Source organism: Flavobacterium sp. GSA192 (assembly GCF_006386525.1).
Taxonomy (GTDB): Bacteria; Bacteroidota; Bacteroidia; order Flavobacteriales; family Flavobacteriaceae; genus Flavobacterium; species Flavobacterium commune.
In genome coordinates, this window is sequence record NZ_VAHC01000005.1 from 326,381 (window position 1) to 340,992 (window position 14,612).

Genomic DNA, 14,612 nt, shown 5'->3' on the forward strand with positions numbered 1-14,612 from the left:
TTTGTACGTATTTTTTATAAGTATTTTGTTCTATTGGTATGCGGCTGAAGTATTAGAGATGAATTCAGCTTTCGACTTAGTATTTGTGTATAAAAAAATCCTATTTTACAGTAAGTACCATAAAATAGGATTTTGAATCTCTTTAGGTTTAATTCCTCGAAGTTCTGCTTCGTTTTTTACCGCAGATTCGCAGATTATAATATGAAAATCTGCGAATCTGCGGTTGTTTTTCTAATACCTCGTGGGCTCTGCCCCGATGCAGTTTATTAAAAGGATAAATACTTCTTTATAATAGATTGTCGTTATATTAACGAATATTCGGTAGCCTTGTTAGAAAGCTCCATAAGGTTTTTTACTTTTAGTTTCTTCATTAGATTAAAACGATGCACTTCGGCAGTACGTTTACTAATTTCAAGTGCTTCGGCAATTTCTTTATTTCCTTTTCCGGATAATAAAAGAGTAAGAATTTCTTTTTCTCTTTTGGTGATAGTTAAATCTTCGGTAAGAGCCGGTTTTGGTTCTAAGGTTGTAGTAGTGTTACTGGTTAATTGATTGATAAGTATTGATGAAATATCACCGGTGAAATATTTACCACCATTAGCTACAGAGTGTAATGCTTTTAAAAATTCTTCTTTGCTAGAACCTTTTAGTAAATAACCATCGGCACCGGCTTTGATTGATTTTAAAACATATTCTTCTGATTCGTGCATAGAAAGCACAATGATTTTTACCGGATTATTTTGATTACGCAGTTTTTCAACCACTTCAATACCGGTATGATGAGGCATTCTAATATCTACAATTAATAAGTCAGGGTTGGTTGTAGTTACAACTTCTAATGCTTCCAGACCGTCGGTTGCTTCTCCCACAACAACTATGTTTTTTTCACTTTCTAAAAGCGATTTGATACCATCTCTTACAAAAAAATGATCATCTGCTAAAACAACTCGAATTGTTTGGTTCATAACTTACTTATTTTTAGAGTCTAAAATTTACGTATTTAATCTAATTCTGCGCAATTTACGTATTTTTTACGTATTTTTTTTCAAAATTATATCGGAATATTAAAAGTAATTCGGGTTCCTTCTCCCGGAATCGAATTGATAAAAGCTCTTCCGTTAATATATCGGACTCTTTCTTTCATAAATAATAATCCCATTCCGGATTCGCTGTTTCTCTTTTTTTCCACAGATGATACATCAAAACCCTTACCGTTATCATCCACGGTAATACTTAGTATTTTATTACTGTGCGAAAGTTGGACAATAATATGCGAAGACTCAGCATATTTTATGGCATTGTTGATGGCTTCCTGAGTCAGTCGGTAAATATTGATTTCGATTAAGGAATCCAAACGTTGATCAAATTCGGTTTTGTTGTAAAACTGAATGTTTTTCCCGGTTAGTTTTGTGAGTTCCAGAGTCAGTTTGGCAATCGAAGAAACAATTCCATGATCGCTCAATTCCGGCGGCATCAGGTTAAAAGTTGCCGTGCGAACCCCTTTGATAATATCTAATGATAATTTTTTGAGGTATTCGATTTTTTGAGCCGATTTTTCTTTGTCTTCTAAATTGATACTTTCCAGACTAAATTTCAAACCGGTAAGCATTTGACCGATACCATCGTGGATCTCCCTGGCAATTCGGTTTTGTTCGTTTTCCTGATTTTCAACTATTCGACTCGAAATAATTTTATGCTGATTGATTTTTTCAAGCGTATTTTCCCGATTCAATCGTTCGATTTCGATTTCGGCTTTTTTTCGAATACTGATATTAAAACAAATGACAAGTAATTCTAATTCTTCTTTTTTAATTCGAACAGGAATCATGGACATATCCAGCCAGAGTGGTTCGCCGTTTCGATTCGTGGTTTTTAATTCTCCTTGCCAGCCGCTTCGTTGTTTGTCGGCAATAATCCGGTCGATGTCCAGTTGTTCTTTTTCTACTGCTGTTAAGGCTTTAGAGAAACTTTTATCGGCATCAAAAGAGGGGTTGTATTGCAATAATTTAGCAAATTTATCTCCCATGTGGATAATTTTTCCATGAGGACTTATTCGGCAATACAACAAGGTGTTTTCCATGGCATAATTCAGTGATTTTAATTCTTTCACTGAATTTTCTTTGATAGCACTAATAATTTCGGTGTCACGTGCCAGTTTTATCGCTCTTTTCTCAGAAGTTAGGAGTTTAGAAATTAGAAGCTCGATTTTTTTATTGGTAGGTTTAAAAATAAAGAGAAATTCTAAAAATAAAACCAGTAGTGTAAAGCTTAAAATAAGGTATTCTATATTTTGTTGTCGGGTAACTTTTTCTAAGGCCTCGTGTTCGTACTGCTCTACAATGCGGTTCATCTTCGAAAGAAAGATGGCAATATTGTCAAGTATGGTTTGTACTTCTTGCTGATCCTTAGGAGATTTTAAAAGAATTTGACTGTTCTCAAGATACTTTTTAGTTGATTTAATTATGATTGCAACATTAGGCTGCATGTCTTTATACAGCGCAATCATTTCGGGACTTTTTTCTTTAGGGAATTTCAGGCTGTCATTTCCTTTTTCTAAAGCATGATGTGTGAATTTCCAAAGTGCCAATGTTTTTTTTACCGCAGCAATCTCCTGATTAAAATTTAATTTGTTCGAAGAAGAATTTAAAATCAATATTTCTTTGGCTAATTTTTGACTCAGCATTCGTTGTTTTCCGGAAATATTAATCAATCGCGAATCATTAAGCTGACTTTTGATGTTGTGCTGAATAAGTAGCTGGCTTAAAAGAACCGTAATAGCAATAGTAATTAAGGCGAAAATGTACAGTCGCTTTAATTTTTTGAAGTTGAGTTTTTCAGATAACGCCTTGGTTTCTCTTGCCATAGTAAGTTAAATTACAATCCGATAGCGTCTTTAATTAGTTGGAGATTAGCAGGGCTGTAATTGATTTTTAAAGCCGCCTGATGTCCTTTGTCAGACATTTTATTCCAAGTTTTCAGAATGATGTTTTTAAGTTTTTCGGTATCGTGTTTTTCGACGAAAGGTTCTAAATAATGTTCTAAAAATACCAAACAGATTACATCTTCCAGTAATTGGGTTTCCTGGTCTTTTTTAAGTAGTTTTTTTTCGATTAAAAAAGAAACTCTGGCAATAAATTCAGGGTTGTATCCTGCTTTTTCTAAGATTTCGGCAGTAAGTTTAGCGTGAAATTTTTTCAGGTCTTCTCGCCATTTTAAATAACCCACACGATCCATTGGGTAAGATTCACGGGCGATTTTCCAGCGACAGATATGCTGTGCTTTAGCAGCAATTTGTACTTCTTCGGAAGCATTAGGAAAAAAATCCATAAGTTTCTCATACATTCTATTAGAGTATAATAGTTCTTTTGGGAAACTTATGGATTCGTGTATTTCAATATTTGGATCCTGAGCGTTTTCGGCATCGATCCATTGACTTGCTTGTTGGAATGGTGTAGTTGTCATTTGAGTGTGTTTTATAGCTCAAAGATATGTACTTTAATCTATAAACCCAACGAATACTTCGTTATCTACTACTTTTACAGGATAAGTTGCAATAGAAAAATCATCACCATTTAAGTTCGAACCGTCTATAAGCGAAAAGGTTTTTTTGTGCATTGGGCAGGCAATTTTAGGAATATTGTCGGCTGATCCAGTCATTCCTCTTGATAGTACCATTTCCATTTTGTGTGGACAGGCATTTTGACAAGCATACCATTCGTTTCTTCTTTCGAAATTAAAAACAGCTATTTGTTTGTCTTTATATTTGATACATCCACCTCTGTTGCTGGGAAAGTCTTTGATGTTTCCGGCTTTAAACCAGTTAGTTACTTCATTTAAAGAAACTGTTCTGTATTTGTCTAAAATATTTTCCATAATTTGTATGTTTTGACTTTTTTATTACTTCAACTCTGTTTGTTGTTGAGAGTTGAAGTAATTTTAAAGTGTGTTTGTTTTGTTTTTAAAGTGTCATTACCAGGCTTTAGGCATTTTTTGGTCTCTTAAAGATACATATTCAATGTTATCATCTTTTTCGTCAGAGTTAACAAAGTGACTAAAACGTTTCATTAATCTTGGTTTTTCCAGTACTTGTTTCCATTCGCATTCAAATGTTCCAACAAGTTGTTCCATTTCAGCTTCCAGAGTTTCGCAAATTCCAATGCGGTCATGGATAATTACTTCTTTTAAATAATCTAAACCACCTTCTAATTTTTCTAACCAGGTAGAAGTTCTAATTAGCGGACCAGCTGTACGGATGTAGTACATAAGGAAACGATCCATGTATTTAAATACTGTTTCTTTGTCTATTTGTTCAGCTAAAAGTACAGCGTGTTTAGGATTGGCTCCTCCGTTACCACAGATGTAAAGGTTCCAGCCTCCTTCAACAGCAATTACACCAAAATCTTTTCCTCTTGCTTCGGCACATTCTCTAATACAAGCCGAAACTCCTCCTTTTAATTTGTGCGGAGAACGAATACCTCTGTAACGGTTTTCAAGTTCGATAGCAAAGGTGGTACTGTCATCCATTCCGTAACGACACCAGGCATTACCTACACAGCTTTTTACAGCACGTAATGATTTTCCGTAAGCATGTCCGCTTTCAAAACCATTTTCGATAAGGATTCGCCAGATTTCAGGTAAATCATTTAAGGTGGCACCAAATAAATCGACGCGTTGTGCTCCTGTTATTTTAGTATATAAATCAAATTGTTTAGCTACTTCACCAATTACAATTAGTTTTTCCGGAGTGATTTCACCACCTGCAATTCTTGGTACAACAGAATAGGTTCCGTTACGTTGAATGTTAGCAAGATAACGGTCGTTAGTATCCTGAGTAGTTACGTGTTTGTTAGCTGTATCGTTATAAATACTTGAGAAAATAGATGCTACTAAAGGTTTGCAAACCTCACAACCGTCTCCATTTCCATGGTGATCAATAACTTCGTAAAAATTAGTGTATTTGTTGATTTTAACCAAGTCAAACAACTCTTGTCTGGTGTGATTAAAGTGCTCACAAATGCTTTCTTTGATTTCTTTACCAATTGATTTTTGGGCAGCTTTTACTAAATCAGAAACCATTGGTTTACAACCACCACAACCTGAAGTGGCTTTAGTTGCTTTTACTACATCACCGAATGTTTCACATGTTCCATCAGTTATTGAACAGCAAATAGCTCCTTTAGTTACATTTTCGCAAGAACAAATTACAGCGGTATCAGGTAAATCAGCTGCGCTACCAAAAGAAGAAGCTTCTCCTCCTCTTGCTCCTAAAATTAAGTCTTCAGGGTTAGGGGGTAATGCCATTCCGTTGCTGTAAATTTGGAATAATCCGTTGTAATCGCTGGCATCTCCTACAAGAATTCCTCCTAATAGTGATTTTCCGTCTTTAGTAACATTTACTCTTTTGTAGATGCCACTGAATTTATTTTCGTAAACAATAGCTGTAACTTCGTTATTCTCGATGAAAGGATCTCCGAAACTTGCCACTTCAACACCAATTAATTTTAATTGAGTTGACATGTCGATTACTTCTCTCATGGTTTTGTTGCCATTTAAGATTTGTTCAGCAGCAACATCGGCCATTTCATATCCTGGAGCTACAAGACCGTAAATCATGTGGTTGTATAAGGCAACTTCTCCAATGGCGAAGATATTTGGGTCTGAAGTTTGCATTTTGTTATCAACAACAATACCGCCTCTAACACCTACTTCAAGTCCGCAAACTCTACCTAGTTCGTCACGGGGTTTAATACCTGCCGATATAACTAACATGTCTACTTTTAATAAATCATCGCCTTCAAACATCATTCCTGTTATTGCGTCTTCTCCTGCGATAAATTGAGTCGATTTGTTTAAATGAATGCCTATTCCTAATTCTTCAATTTTAGATTGAAGCATGTCGCTGGCACCTTTGTCTAGTTGTCTTGGCATTAATCGAGGAGCAAATTCTACAACATGGGCGTTTAATCCTAGGTCACGAACTGCCTTAGCAGCTTCCAGACCTAACAATCCCCCTCCTAGTACCGCGGCTTCAGTGGCTCCATTTTGTTTGATTTTTTTGGCGTAAGCCATAATTGCATCAAGATCTTCGATGGTTCTGTAAACAAAAACACCTTCTTTGTCAACACCTTCGATAGGCGGAACAAAAGCAGCTGAACCTGTAGCTAAAACTAAGTAATCATAACTATGTGTTTTGTCTAAATGTGTATGTATTGTTTTCTCTTCTCGGTTAATGTCTGTAATTAATTCAGAAGTATTTAATATAATGTTATTGTCTTCATACCAGTTTGAAGTTGATAATGATAAATCTTCAGCTGTTTTACCTGCAAAGTATTCACTTAAGTGAACACGGTCATAAGCACGTCTTGGTTCTTCACCAAATACGGTAATTTGATATTTTTCTTGTCCAGATTTTGAAATGAATTTTTCACAAAACTTGTACCCCACCATGCCGTTTCCGACTACAATTATTTTAATCATAATATCATTATTAAGTATTACGAAGCAAATATACGTATTAATACTTAATTCTAAATACTTAATTATCGTTTTTGGTTGTTAATTGTGATATTATGAATAGTGGAGGGCTAAAATTTTAAAAATGTAAAAAAAGAGGTTTGTTTTTTTTAATTCCGAATCAATTCTTTGTCGGTTTTTGTTTTTAGGGGTATGTTTTTTAGGGGTGTTGTCTAAAAAAGTGTTATAAAAATGGATTTTTGTAACTAAAACAACAAACTAAGTATCAAAAAAACATGCGTTTTGATACTTAGTTTGTTGTTTTTAGTATATGTGTGAAACTGTTTTTAAGTAGGATTACTTAACTGATGTAAAATATTTCTTTTGGAACCCAAAAGCAACATTGACTAATGCTATTAAAGCGGGAACTTCTACCAATGGACCAATTACACCTGCAAAAGCCTGACCGCTGTTGATGCCAAAAACGCCAATAGCAACAGCAATGGCCAGTTCGAAGTTGTTTCCTGTAGCTGTAAAAGCAATTGCGGTACTTTTAGAATAGTCGGCGCCAAAATATTTCCCGGTAAAGAAACTCACTATGAACATTATTGTAAAATAGATGACCAAAGGAATTGCAATGCGTATCACGTCCATCGGGATTTGAACAATCATTTCTCCTTTTAAACTAAACATAAGTATGATAGTAAAAAGTAATGCAATTAGTGTAATTGGCGAAATAACAGGAATGTATTTGTTTTGAAACCATTCTTCTCCTTTTAGGTAAATTAAAGTATATCTGCTCATTATTCCCAGAGCAAAGGGAATTCCGAGATAAATACCTACACTTTCGGCTATTTGGCCGATGCTAATGTTTACTTCAAATCCGTTGTAACCAAAATAGGGAGGAAGTATGGTAATAAAAATATAGGTATACACACTATAAAGCAATACCTGAAAAATACTGTTTAAGGCAATAAGTCCGGCAGCATATTCTCTGTTTCCATTAGCAAGATCGTTCCAAACAACAACCATGGCGATACATCTTGCCAGACCGATTAAGATAACCCCAATCATGTATTCGGGATAGCCGTTTAGAAAAATAAGTGCCAGAAAAAACATTAAGATGGGACCAATGATCCAGTTTAAAATTAGTGAAGCACTTAAAACTTTGACGTTTTTGAATACTTCGCCCATTTGTTCATACTTTACTTTGGCTAATGGCGGATACATCATTAAAATTAACCCAATAGCTAGTGGAATATTAGTAGTTCCGCTTGAAAATGAATTAATAAAGTTCATGCTGGACGGGATGAAATTTCCAATAGCAACTCCTAAAGCCATTGCTAAGAATATCCAAAGTGTTAAATAACTGTCCAGAAAACTTAATTTTTTTCGGGCTACAGCCGGTGTGCAATTATTTGCTGACATAGTTATTTTTTTATTTGTGAAAAAACATAAAACATTTCGGTTCCAATTTGGTTACTTCTTTCTTCGTATTTTTCGGCTTGTTGTGGAGTGTTGTCAAAAGCTTTAGGGTCTTCAAAAGTAATTGGTATGCGTTTTTCGGCTCCTGCAATAAATGGGCAGCCTTGGTCGGCACTTGAGCAGGTTAATATGGCTGCAAATTCAGACTGAGGGTTGAATTCGTTATCAAAGGTTTTGGAGAATCCAATGATTGGATGTGCGTTTTCGTTATATTTTATGGCGTAAACAGGATTGTTGCCTTCGGCAATGGTTTTGATTTGAAATCCTTGTTTTGCTAATGTTTGAGCTGCCATTGGGAATAAGGCTGTTGCTTCTGTTCCTCCTGAATAGCAAAATACATTTTTGATGTCATAATATGCGGCTGCGGTTTGAGACCATACTTGTGATAAATGACTTCTTCGGGAATTATGGGTACAAATCAGGTTGAGTCTTATTTCCTGTTGGTTGTTTACTTTGTTTTGAATAAAATCAATTAAGGGTTGTAGAGTGGTTTTGCGCTCTTCGGATATATTTTGTAAATTAAAATGGTTAATTGTTTTTTCGATTTCCGGAAATAAGTTAATTTGAATTGATGTCATTTTTTATGTTTTTTAAATTTTTATGAGTATTTGGTAGAAGTGTCGCTTTTTTATAATAGATGTAACGGATTTTATCAAATTTTGAAGAAATCCGTTACATCTAAGGTGATTTTTGTTATTAACAACAGCTTCCTCCGGGAGTACAACAGCTTGATTCGGTATTGATTTGAGATAATTTTATTTTTTGTTTTTCAGGAGGTATTCCGCATTGATCTTGTGCCAGGCAAGCGGTTTGTTTATGCAAAAGCATAAAATCTTTTCCATTAAAACCTAAATCGTATTTACCGATGGTTTCTTCGGTTTGGTATTCTACTTCTATTTCGAAATCCCCAATGCCTAATACTTTTTCGGATAGCGTAATGATATCCAATAATTTTTTAGGTTTTAAGCGATGTTCAAAATCGTTGGCGTTCCATAATTGAAAATTGATTACCGTTTCATTTCGCACAGTACCTCCGCAGTCAATAAAGTTTTTTGTGATAAGACCTACTTCAGTTACATGAAAATGTTCAGGAACATAAGTTCCGTTTGGTAGTATAAACGCAACGGTTTGTGCTGTGTTTAATTGATTTTTGATTTCTGATAGTTTCATGATTTTGTAATTTTAAAATTAGCAACATTGATTTTTTTTGTTTTCTAAATAGGTGTTGACATGATTAAAAAAGAGTTTTATTTTTTCGAATCCGTTTTCGTCAAGGCAATAGCAAATGGTGTTACCTTCAAAATTACCTTTTATGAGTCCGGCATTTTTAAGTTCCTTGAGGTGTTGCGAAATGGTAGGCTGTGAGAGTGGTAACTCATTTACAATATCGCCACAAATGCAACTGTCAACTTTTATAAGATATTCTATAATAGCAATTCGTGCCGGATGACCGATGGCTTTTGCTAGCATTGCAAGTTCGTTTTGTTGAATGGTAAAATGTTCTGTTTTAGTTGTTCCCATTGTTATATATTTATATTGCAATATTACGATATTGTTTTTGTTTTTTGGATAAAATAACGTTAAAAAAAAACTCCTCTTAGAAAAATTAATTTCTAAGAGGAGTTTTTGTGAGGTTTTAAAGCCTAGATTAGTTCTTTTGGAATTGCGTGAAAGCCAATAGATTTTACCATTGTTTCAATATCTTCAACACGAATTACTTTGTTTGTAAATACGGTAAATTCTTTTGGGAAAATAGAGTTGTTGATACTGACTTTGGTAATGCCATCGACTTTTAAGAGACTATTTTTTATTTCAATAAGTTCAGTTTCGTCATTAGCATTTGTGCCAAAAACTTTACCGTGTTCTCCCGGGATAATATTGTCTGTCAATAGGCTCATGATAGATGTGTTTAAATGAATATTGCTGTTAGTGTTTAATGGTTTTGTACATTAAATTTAAGCATTTATCTCTACAATAGCAATACTAATAGCTATAATTCAATCACAGTATCAACACAATGGAAGATTTATTTGTTACTGATGGTTAAGTTTAAGTATCAATAGTGTGATTTCATTTGATTTGTTTTGAGAAGTATTTTATAAAAAAGTAAACCCTCTTTCTTAGTTTGAAAAACTAAAAGGGTTTAAGTATTTGTTCTAAAAAATGGTTTATAACTTTGGGATATTGTTGGCAAGGGTTTCTATAAATTTCCCAATTGGACCTTTTACCATCATTGCCATCATAGGATTGAAACTACCTTCAAAATCAAGTTTTACAGTGCTTGAAGTTGCTGAAACCGAATCAATATTGGTAATCAATGTAAAAGGAACTTTATCATTTGCTGCACCAAAAACAATTTTGTTTGGAGCTGTTTTTTCGGTTACTTTTAGCTGGATTTCAGGCATTCCTTTTAGACCAAAAAGAAAAGAATCATCTCCAATAACTTCAAACTTAGCAATGTTTTCAGGCATTAATTTTTCGAAATTTTTCATATCGGTCAGTAAACCAAATAATTCCTCTGCCGATTTTTCAACCTTAACTTTTGGACTTTCTAAGTTCATAATATTGCTTTTATTTGCTTTCTACTTGTCCCCAAGTTGAAGGAGTAACGCTCCATTCTCTTAAAGTACTTTCTTCTTTTTCAGTAATATATTTTTTGGCTACAGCTAAATTCAGTAGGTTTTGGTAATTACTTAAAGTATATAAATCCAGTTTTGCGTTTTTGAAATTTTCTTCGGCAATATCAAATCCATAAGTAAAAATGGCAGCCATTCCTTTAATGTTAGCACCAGCAGCACGTAAGGCTTCAACAGCAAGTAAACTACTGTTTCCTGTACTGATTAAATCTTCTACTACAACTACATTTTGTCCTTTTTGAAGGAAACCTTCCACTTGGTTTTGGCGACCGTGTTTTTTAGGTTCCGGACGTACATAAACAAAAGGTAGTCCCATGCTTTCGGCAACCAGCATACCGATTCCGATAGCTCCGGTAGCTACTCCGGCAATAACGTCTGGTTTTCCAAATTGTTTTTCAATGTGTTTTGCAAATTCATCTCTCACATAATTTCTTATGGCTGGAAATGAAAGTATTAGACGGTTATCACAATATATAGGTGATTTCCATCCTGAAGCCCATGTAAAAGAATTTTCAGGATTCAATTTAATTGCATTTATTTGTAAAAGCAATTCGGCTGTTTTTTCGGCTGTATCTTTATTAAAAATCATAGTACAAATGTATAAAGTTTTTGTGAACGACAAACCACTTTTTTTGACAAATAAAATCTCAAAAGAAACAGATTTTAAGCTTTTTTTGTTGGAAAGTATTGATATTGAGCAAATTATTATCAAAATTTTTCAAAATAAAATTCAAAAAGCGTATCTCTATCATCCCGATGAAAAGGAGATTATGAAAACTCTAAAAGCTAAAATTCCAGTAAATAAAGCAGGTGGTGGATTAGTTTATAATAAAAAAGGTGAGGTTTTATTTATTTTTCGAAATGGAAAGTGGGATTTGCCAAAAGGCGGTGTCGAAAAAAAAGAGGAAATCGAGCAAACTGCCATGCGTGAAGTAGAAGAGGAAACAGGTGTGGGGCAATTGAAAATCACCAATAAGTTGCAAAAAACCTACCATGTTTTTAAGCGTAATGGGGTTTATAAGTTGAAAATTACGCATTGGTTCGAAATGTATTCTGACTTTGAAGGAACGCCACAAGGACAATTGGAAGAAGGAATTGAAAAAGTAGCCTGGATTCATCCAAATGATATTCCGGAAGTACTAAAAAACTCCTACGAGAACATCAAATTATTATTTGAAGAAGAAAATATTATTCGAAGTTAGAAGTAATGAGTTAGAAAAACAGATTTTAGATTAAGAACGTAAACTTTTAATCTAAAATCTGTTTTTTTATATAGTGTTTCACTTCCCACTTCTAACTTCTGACTTCCCACTTCTTTTTTTTAAGTACCTTTGCGGCATGAATAAGAAACACCATTCCAACAATATACTATTAAATTTAGGTATCGACAGCCTAAATGAAATGCAGGAAGCAGCTCAGGAAATCATCCTGAATGAAAACAATGTTTTGTTGCTTTCACCCACAGGTTCCGGAAAAACATTGGCTTTTTTACTGCCAGTTTTAGAAATGTTGCAACCTGAAATCCTTTCGGTACAATGTTTAATTTTAGTTCCATCGCGCGAATTAGGCTTGCAGATTGAACAGGTTTGGAAAAAAATGGGTACTGACTATAAGGTAAATGTGTGTTACGGCGGACATTCAATCGATACAGAAATCAAGAATTTAAGTAATCCTCCAGCAGTTTTAATAGGGACTCCTGGTAGAATTGCCGATCATATCGAGCGAGGAACTTTTCGTTTGGATAAAATTCAAACCTTAATTTTAGATGAATTTGATAAGTCTTTGCAATTGGGTTTTCATGAACAAATGTCTTTTATTATTGGCAAATTAGCTAAGGTAAATAAACGCGTTTTAGTTTCGGCAACTTCTGATATTGAGATTCCAAAATTTACCAGAGTGGTAAATCCGGCGGTTTTAGATTTTATTCCAGAAACTGAAGAAGAATCAAATCTTTCTACGAAATTGGTTGTTTCTAAGGAAAAAGATAAGCTGAATTCCCTGTTCCAGTTGATTTGTTCATTAAAATCTGAATCGGCGATTATTTTTTGTAATCACCGTGATGCTGCTGAACGAATTAGTGATACTTTGAACGAAAAAGGAATTTATTCTACCTATTATCATGGAGGAATGGATCAGGAAGAACGTGAACGCGCTTTGATTCAGTTTAGAAATGGTAGTGTCAGTTATTTGGTTACTACTGATTTAGCTGCCCGCGGACTGGATATTCCCGAAATGAATCACGTAATTCATTATCATTTGCCATTAAAAGAAGATGAATTTACCCACAGAAACGGACGTACAGCGCGTATGACTGCTACTGGAACGGCTTATATTATTGCACATGAATCCGAGAAAAAAATGGATTATGTGGATTATGAAAATACCGAAGTTTTTTCGGTAGAAAACGGAAAATCTTTGCCTAAACCTCCACAATTTCAAACCATTTATATTAGTGGTGGGAAAAAAAATAAGCTGAACAAAATTGATATCGTAGGTTTCTTTTCCCAAAAAGGAAAATTAGAAAAAGGCGATTTAGGTTTGATTGAAGTAAAAGATTTTATTTCGTTTGCAGCTGTAAAATACTCTAAAGTAAAAGAATTGCTTCATCATATTAAGGACGAAAAAATGAAAGGCAAGAAATATAAAATTCAGGTTGCCCGAAATGTAATTAAGAAAGTAGAAGAGTAGTATTCAGTCTGCAGAAGGCAGATTTCAGAATGCAGTTGGCAGACCGCAAAACAAGAAAGCAGATTTCAAATTAGAATTTTAATATTCTTAATCTGAAATCTACTTTTTTTACAAATTGCGTTCTGTATTCTGCCGACTGCTTTCTAGATTTTCTTCACGTACTGAGTGATAATTACAATTTGTTGACCATCCACTTTTCCTTCAATGTATTCGGCATTTTCATGGTCTAAACGGATGTTTCTTACCGCAGTTCCTTGTTTTGCTACCATACTAGAACCTTTTACTTTTAAGTCTTTTATCAAAACTACTGAATCTCCGTGTTCTAAAATTACACCGTTACTGTCTCTGTGGATGATTTTATTTTCGTCGTCTTCTCCTTCTCCGGTTGCTTTTGCCCATTCTAAAACATCTTCGTCAAGATACATCATGTCCAGTAATTCCTGTGGCCAACCCGCAGCACGCAAACGACTCAACATTCTCCAGGCTACAACTTGTACAGGAGTGTGTTCACTCCACATGCTGTCGTTTAAGCATCTCCAGTGGTTTAAATCTTCGTTACCAGGATTTTCAATTTGGTCGACACAAGTAGCGCATGCCTGAACGGCTTCGTCAATTCCGCCTTTTTTTGTAGGAAGTACTTCGTACACTTTTAGGTTTTCGGTAGCTCCGCAAAGTTCACATTTTCCTCCGCTGCGTTTATTTAATTCTCTATCTATGCTCATTGTTTATTTTTTTTGGCGAAAGTACACTTATTGAGTGCTTTCTGCAAGTTTTGTTTTCAGTAACGAGTCCTTAGTTCTTAGTAATTAGTCCCTAGTCCTTAGTTTCAACTTCTGACTTTTAACTTAGTTTGTAATTTCGTTAATTCTAAAACAACGTTCTTTGCCTAAATACAGTGGATTGCCATGTTTTTCAGACCAAAAGCCATCTAAAAGATCTTTGGATAAACAACGATAGACTGCAACGCCTTTATAAATATTGGAATCCTCTCCTTCGTAATTGAAATTGATTACAAGAATATTATCTCTAAAAAAACCGGTTCCTGTTTGGAGTTGACTATTATTAATGAGCCATTTGGCTATGATTCTTTTGTTAATGTCTAAACTTAAAGAAAGTGTTCCTTTGTAATTGTTTTCTTCGGCATCCTGATTGCTTCCTATAATTTGAAAGTTACCTGCCAGATCTTCGATGTTCATTGTTGTTTTACTTTTTTGTAGAATTCCTGCAAGAATACTATTTTCTGAGTAAAGAGCATAAAAAAAATCGAAGTTTTCAGGCTTCGATTTTTGTTGTAATAATAATAGGATTATGATTGTGGGGCTTGTTTTTATAGAAATTGTAATACTCTAT

Annotated in this window: 16 protein-coding genes; 2 read left to right on the forward strand and 14 right to left on the reverse strand. The window is 34.4% G+C overall.

Annotation, left to right across the window (positions count from 1 at the left end; translation table 11 throughout):
- Positions 1-302 precede the first annotated feature (302 nt).
- The 12 genes from FDM27_RS12380 to pyrE form a co-directional block, all read right to left on the reverse strand.
- Positions 303-965 (reverse strand): response regulator transcription factor, encoded by a 663-nt coding sequence (locus FDM27_RS12380; protein WP_071183388.1) that lies wholly within the window; start codon positions 963-965, stop codon positions 303-305.
- An 86-nt stretch (positions 966-1,051) separates the two neighbouring features.
- Positions 1,052-2,863, reverse strand: a complete 1,812-nt coding sequence (locus FDM27_RS12385) for an ATP-binding protein (RefSeq protein ID WP_071183387.1) — start codon at positions 2,861-2,863, stop codon at positions 1,052-1,054.
- 11 nt (positions 2,864-2,874) lie between these two features.
- Entirely contained in the window at positions 2,875-3,462 is a 588-nt protein-coding gene (locus tag FDM27_RS12390) for a DUF4202 domain-containing protein (protein WP_140486855.1), read from the reverse strand.
- A gap of 33 nt (positions 3,463-3,495) precedes the next feature.
- Complete coding sequence (nirD, locus tag FDM27_RS12395) at positions 3,496-3,873, reverse strand: nitrite reductase small subunit NirD (protein WP_140486858.1); 378 nt, start codon at positions 3,871-3,873, stop codon at positions 3,496-3,498.
- Between the two features lie 96 nt (positions 3,874-3,969).
- Positions 3,970-6,477, reverse strand: coding sequence for a nitrite reductase large subunit NirB (gene nirB, locus FDM27_RS12400; protein WP_140486860.1), 2,508 nt, complete (start codon positions 6,475-6,477; stop codon positions 3,970-3,972).
- A 333-nt stretch (positions 6,478-6,810) separates the two neighbouring features.
- Positions 6,811-7,881, reverse strand: coding sequence for an ACR3 family arsenite efflux transporter (arsB, locus tag FDM27_RS12405; protein WP_140486862.1), 1,071 nt, complete (start codon positions 7,879-7,881; stop codon positions 6,811-6,813).
- 2 nt (positions 7,882-7,883) lie between these two features.
- Positions 7,884-8,516 (reverse strand): low molecular weight phosphatase family protein, encoded by a 633-nt coding sequence (locus tag FDM27_RS12410; protein WP_140486864.1) that lies wholly within the window; start codon positions 8,514-8,516, stop codon positions 7,884-7,886.
- A 118-nt stretch (positions 8,517-8,634) separates the two neighbouring features.
- Complete coding sequence (locus FDM27_RS12415) at positions 8,635-9,108, reverse strand: DUF6428 family protein (protein WP_140486866.1); 474 nt, start codon at positions 9,106-9,108, stop codon at positions 8,635-8,637.
- An 18-nt stretch (positions 9,109-9,126) separates the two neighbouring features.
- Entirely contained in the window at positions 9,127-9,459 is a 333-nt protein-coding gene (locus tag FDM27_RS12420; protein WP_140486868.1) for an ArsR/SmtB family transcription factor, read from the reverse strand.
- A gap of 122 nt (positions 9,460-9,581) precedes the next feature.
- Positions 9,582-9,836 (reverse strand): heavy-metal-associated domain-containing protein, encoded by a 255-nt coding sequence (locus FDM27_RS12425; protein ID WP_071183379.1) that lies wholly within the window; start codon positions 9,834-9,836, stop codon positions 9,582-9,584.
- 270 nt (positions 9,837-10,106) lie between these two features.
- A complete protein-coding gene (locus FDM27_RS12430) occupies positions 10,107-10,499 on the reverse strand; it encodes an SRPBCC family protein (protein WP_140486870.1) in 393 nt (130 codons plus the stop codon).
- Between the two features lie 10 nt (positions 10,500-10,509).
- Positions 10,510-11,163 carry an orotate phosphoribosyltransferase gene (gene pyrE, locus FDM27_RS12435; RefSeq protein ID WP_140486872.1) on the reverse strand — a complete coding sequence of 218 codons (654 nt, stop codon included), beginning with the start codon at positions 11,161-11,163 and terminating at the stop codon, positions 10,510-10,512.
- A gap of 7 nt (positions 11,164-11,170) precedes the next feature.
- On the opposite strand from pyrE, the gene FDM27_RS12440 reads away from it, so the two are divergent.
- The gene (locus FDM27_RS12440; RefSeq protein ID WP_071183376.1) at positions 11,171-11,776 is read left to right on the forward strand and encodes an NUDIX hydrolase; all 606 of its coding nucleotides are present in this window, start codon (positions 11,171-11,173) and stop codon (positions 11,774-11,776) included.
- A gap of 136 nt (positions 11,777-11,912) precedes the next feature.
- Positions 11,913-13,262, forward strand: a complete 1,350-nt coding sequence (locus tag FDM27_RS12445; protein ID WP_140486874.1) for a DEAD/DEAH box helicase — start codon at positions 11,913-11,915, stop codon at positions 13,260-13,262.
- 143 nt (positions 13,263-13,405) lie between these two features.
- Here the strand turns inward: FDM27_RS12445 and FDM27_RS12450 are convergent, their stop codons facing one another.
- The gene (locus tag FDM27_RS12450) at positions 13,406-13,984 is read right to left on the reverse strand and encodes a PhnA domain-containing protein (protein WP_071183373.1); all 579 of its coding nucleotides are present in this window, start codon (positions 13,982-13,984) and stop codon (positions 13,406-13,408) included.
- Between the two features lie 123 nt (positions 13,985-14,107).
- Positions 14,108-14,458, reverse strand: a complete 351-nt coding sequence (locus tag FDM27_RS12455) for a hypothetical protein (protein ID WP_140486876.1) — start codon at positions 14,456-14,458, stop codon at positions 14,108-14,110.
- Between the last annotated feature and the right edge of the window lie 154 nt (positions 14,459-14,612).

What these genes read in the sequence shown, in the direction of transcription:
- nirB (WP_140486860.1), bottom strand. Translation starts at nt 6,477, where the DNA reads ATGATTAAAATAATTGTAGTCGGAAACGGCATGGTGGGGTACAAGTTT.
- FDM27_RS12420 (WP_140486868.1), bottom strand. Translation starts at nt 9,459, where the DNA reads ATGGGAACAACTAAAACAGAACATTTTACCATTCAACAAAACGAACTT.
- nirD (WP_140486858.1), bottom strand. Translation starts at nt 3,873, where the DNA reads ATGGAAAATATTTTAGACAAATACAGAACAGTTTCTTTAAATGAAGTA.
- FDM27_RS12390 (WP_140486855.1), bottom strand. Translation starts at nt 3,462, where the DNA reads ATGACAACTACACCATTCCAACAAGCAAGTCAATGGATCGATGCCGAA.
- FDM27_RS12415 (WP_140486866.1), bottom strand. Translation starts at nt 9,108, where the DNA reads ATGAAACTATCAGAAATCAAAAATCAATTAAACACAGCACAAACCGTT.
- FDM27_RS12440 (WP_071183376.1), top strand. Translation starts at nt 11,171, where the DNA reads ATGTATAAAGTTTTTGTGAACGACAAACCACTTTTTTTGACAAATAAA.
- pyrE (WP_140486872.1), bottom strand. Translation starts at nt 11,163, where the DNA reads ATGATTTTTAATAAAGATACAGCCGAAAAAACAGCCGAATTGCTTTTA.
- FDM27_RS12380 (WP_071183388.1), bottom strand. Translation starts at nt 965, where the DNA reads ATGAACCAAACAATTCGAGTTGTTTTAGCAGATGATCATTTTTTTGTA.
- FDM27_RS12455 (WP_140486876.1), bottom strand. Translation starts at nt 14,458, where the DNA reads ATGAACATCGAAGATCTGGCAGGTAACTTTCAAATTATAGGAAGCAAT.
- FDM27_RS12425 (WP_071183379.1), bottom strand. Translation starts at nt 9,836, where the DNA reads ATGAGCCTATTGACAGACAATATTATCCCGGGAGAACACGGTAAAGTT.
- arsB (WP_140486862.1), bottom strand. Translation starts at nt 7,881, where the DNA reads ATGTCAGCAAATAATTGCACACCGGCTGTAGCCCGAAAAAAATTAAGT.
- FDM27_RS12445 (WP_140486874.1), top strand. Translation starts at nt 11,913, where the DNA reads ATGAATAAGAAACACCATTCCAACAATATACTATTAAATTTAGGTATC.
- FDM27_RS12385 (WP_071183387.1), bottom strand. Translation starts at nt 2,863, where the DNA reads ATGGCAAGAGAAACCAAGGCGTTATCTGAAAAACTCAACTTCAAAAAA.
- FDM27_RS12430 (WP_140486870.1), bottom strand. Translation starts at nt 10,499, where the DNA reads ATGAACTTAGAAAGTCCAAAAGTTAAGGTTGAAAAATCGGCAGAGGAA.
- FDM27_RS12410 (WP_140486864.1), bottom strand. Translation starts at nt 8,516, where the DNA reads ATGACATCAATTCAAATTAACTTATTTCCGGAAATCGAAAAAACAATT.
- FDM27_RS12450 (WP_071183373.1), bottom strand. Translation starts at nt 13,984, where the DNA reads ATGAGCATAGATAGAGAATTAAATAAACGCAGCGGAGGAAAATGTGAA.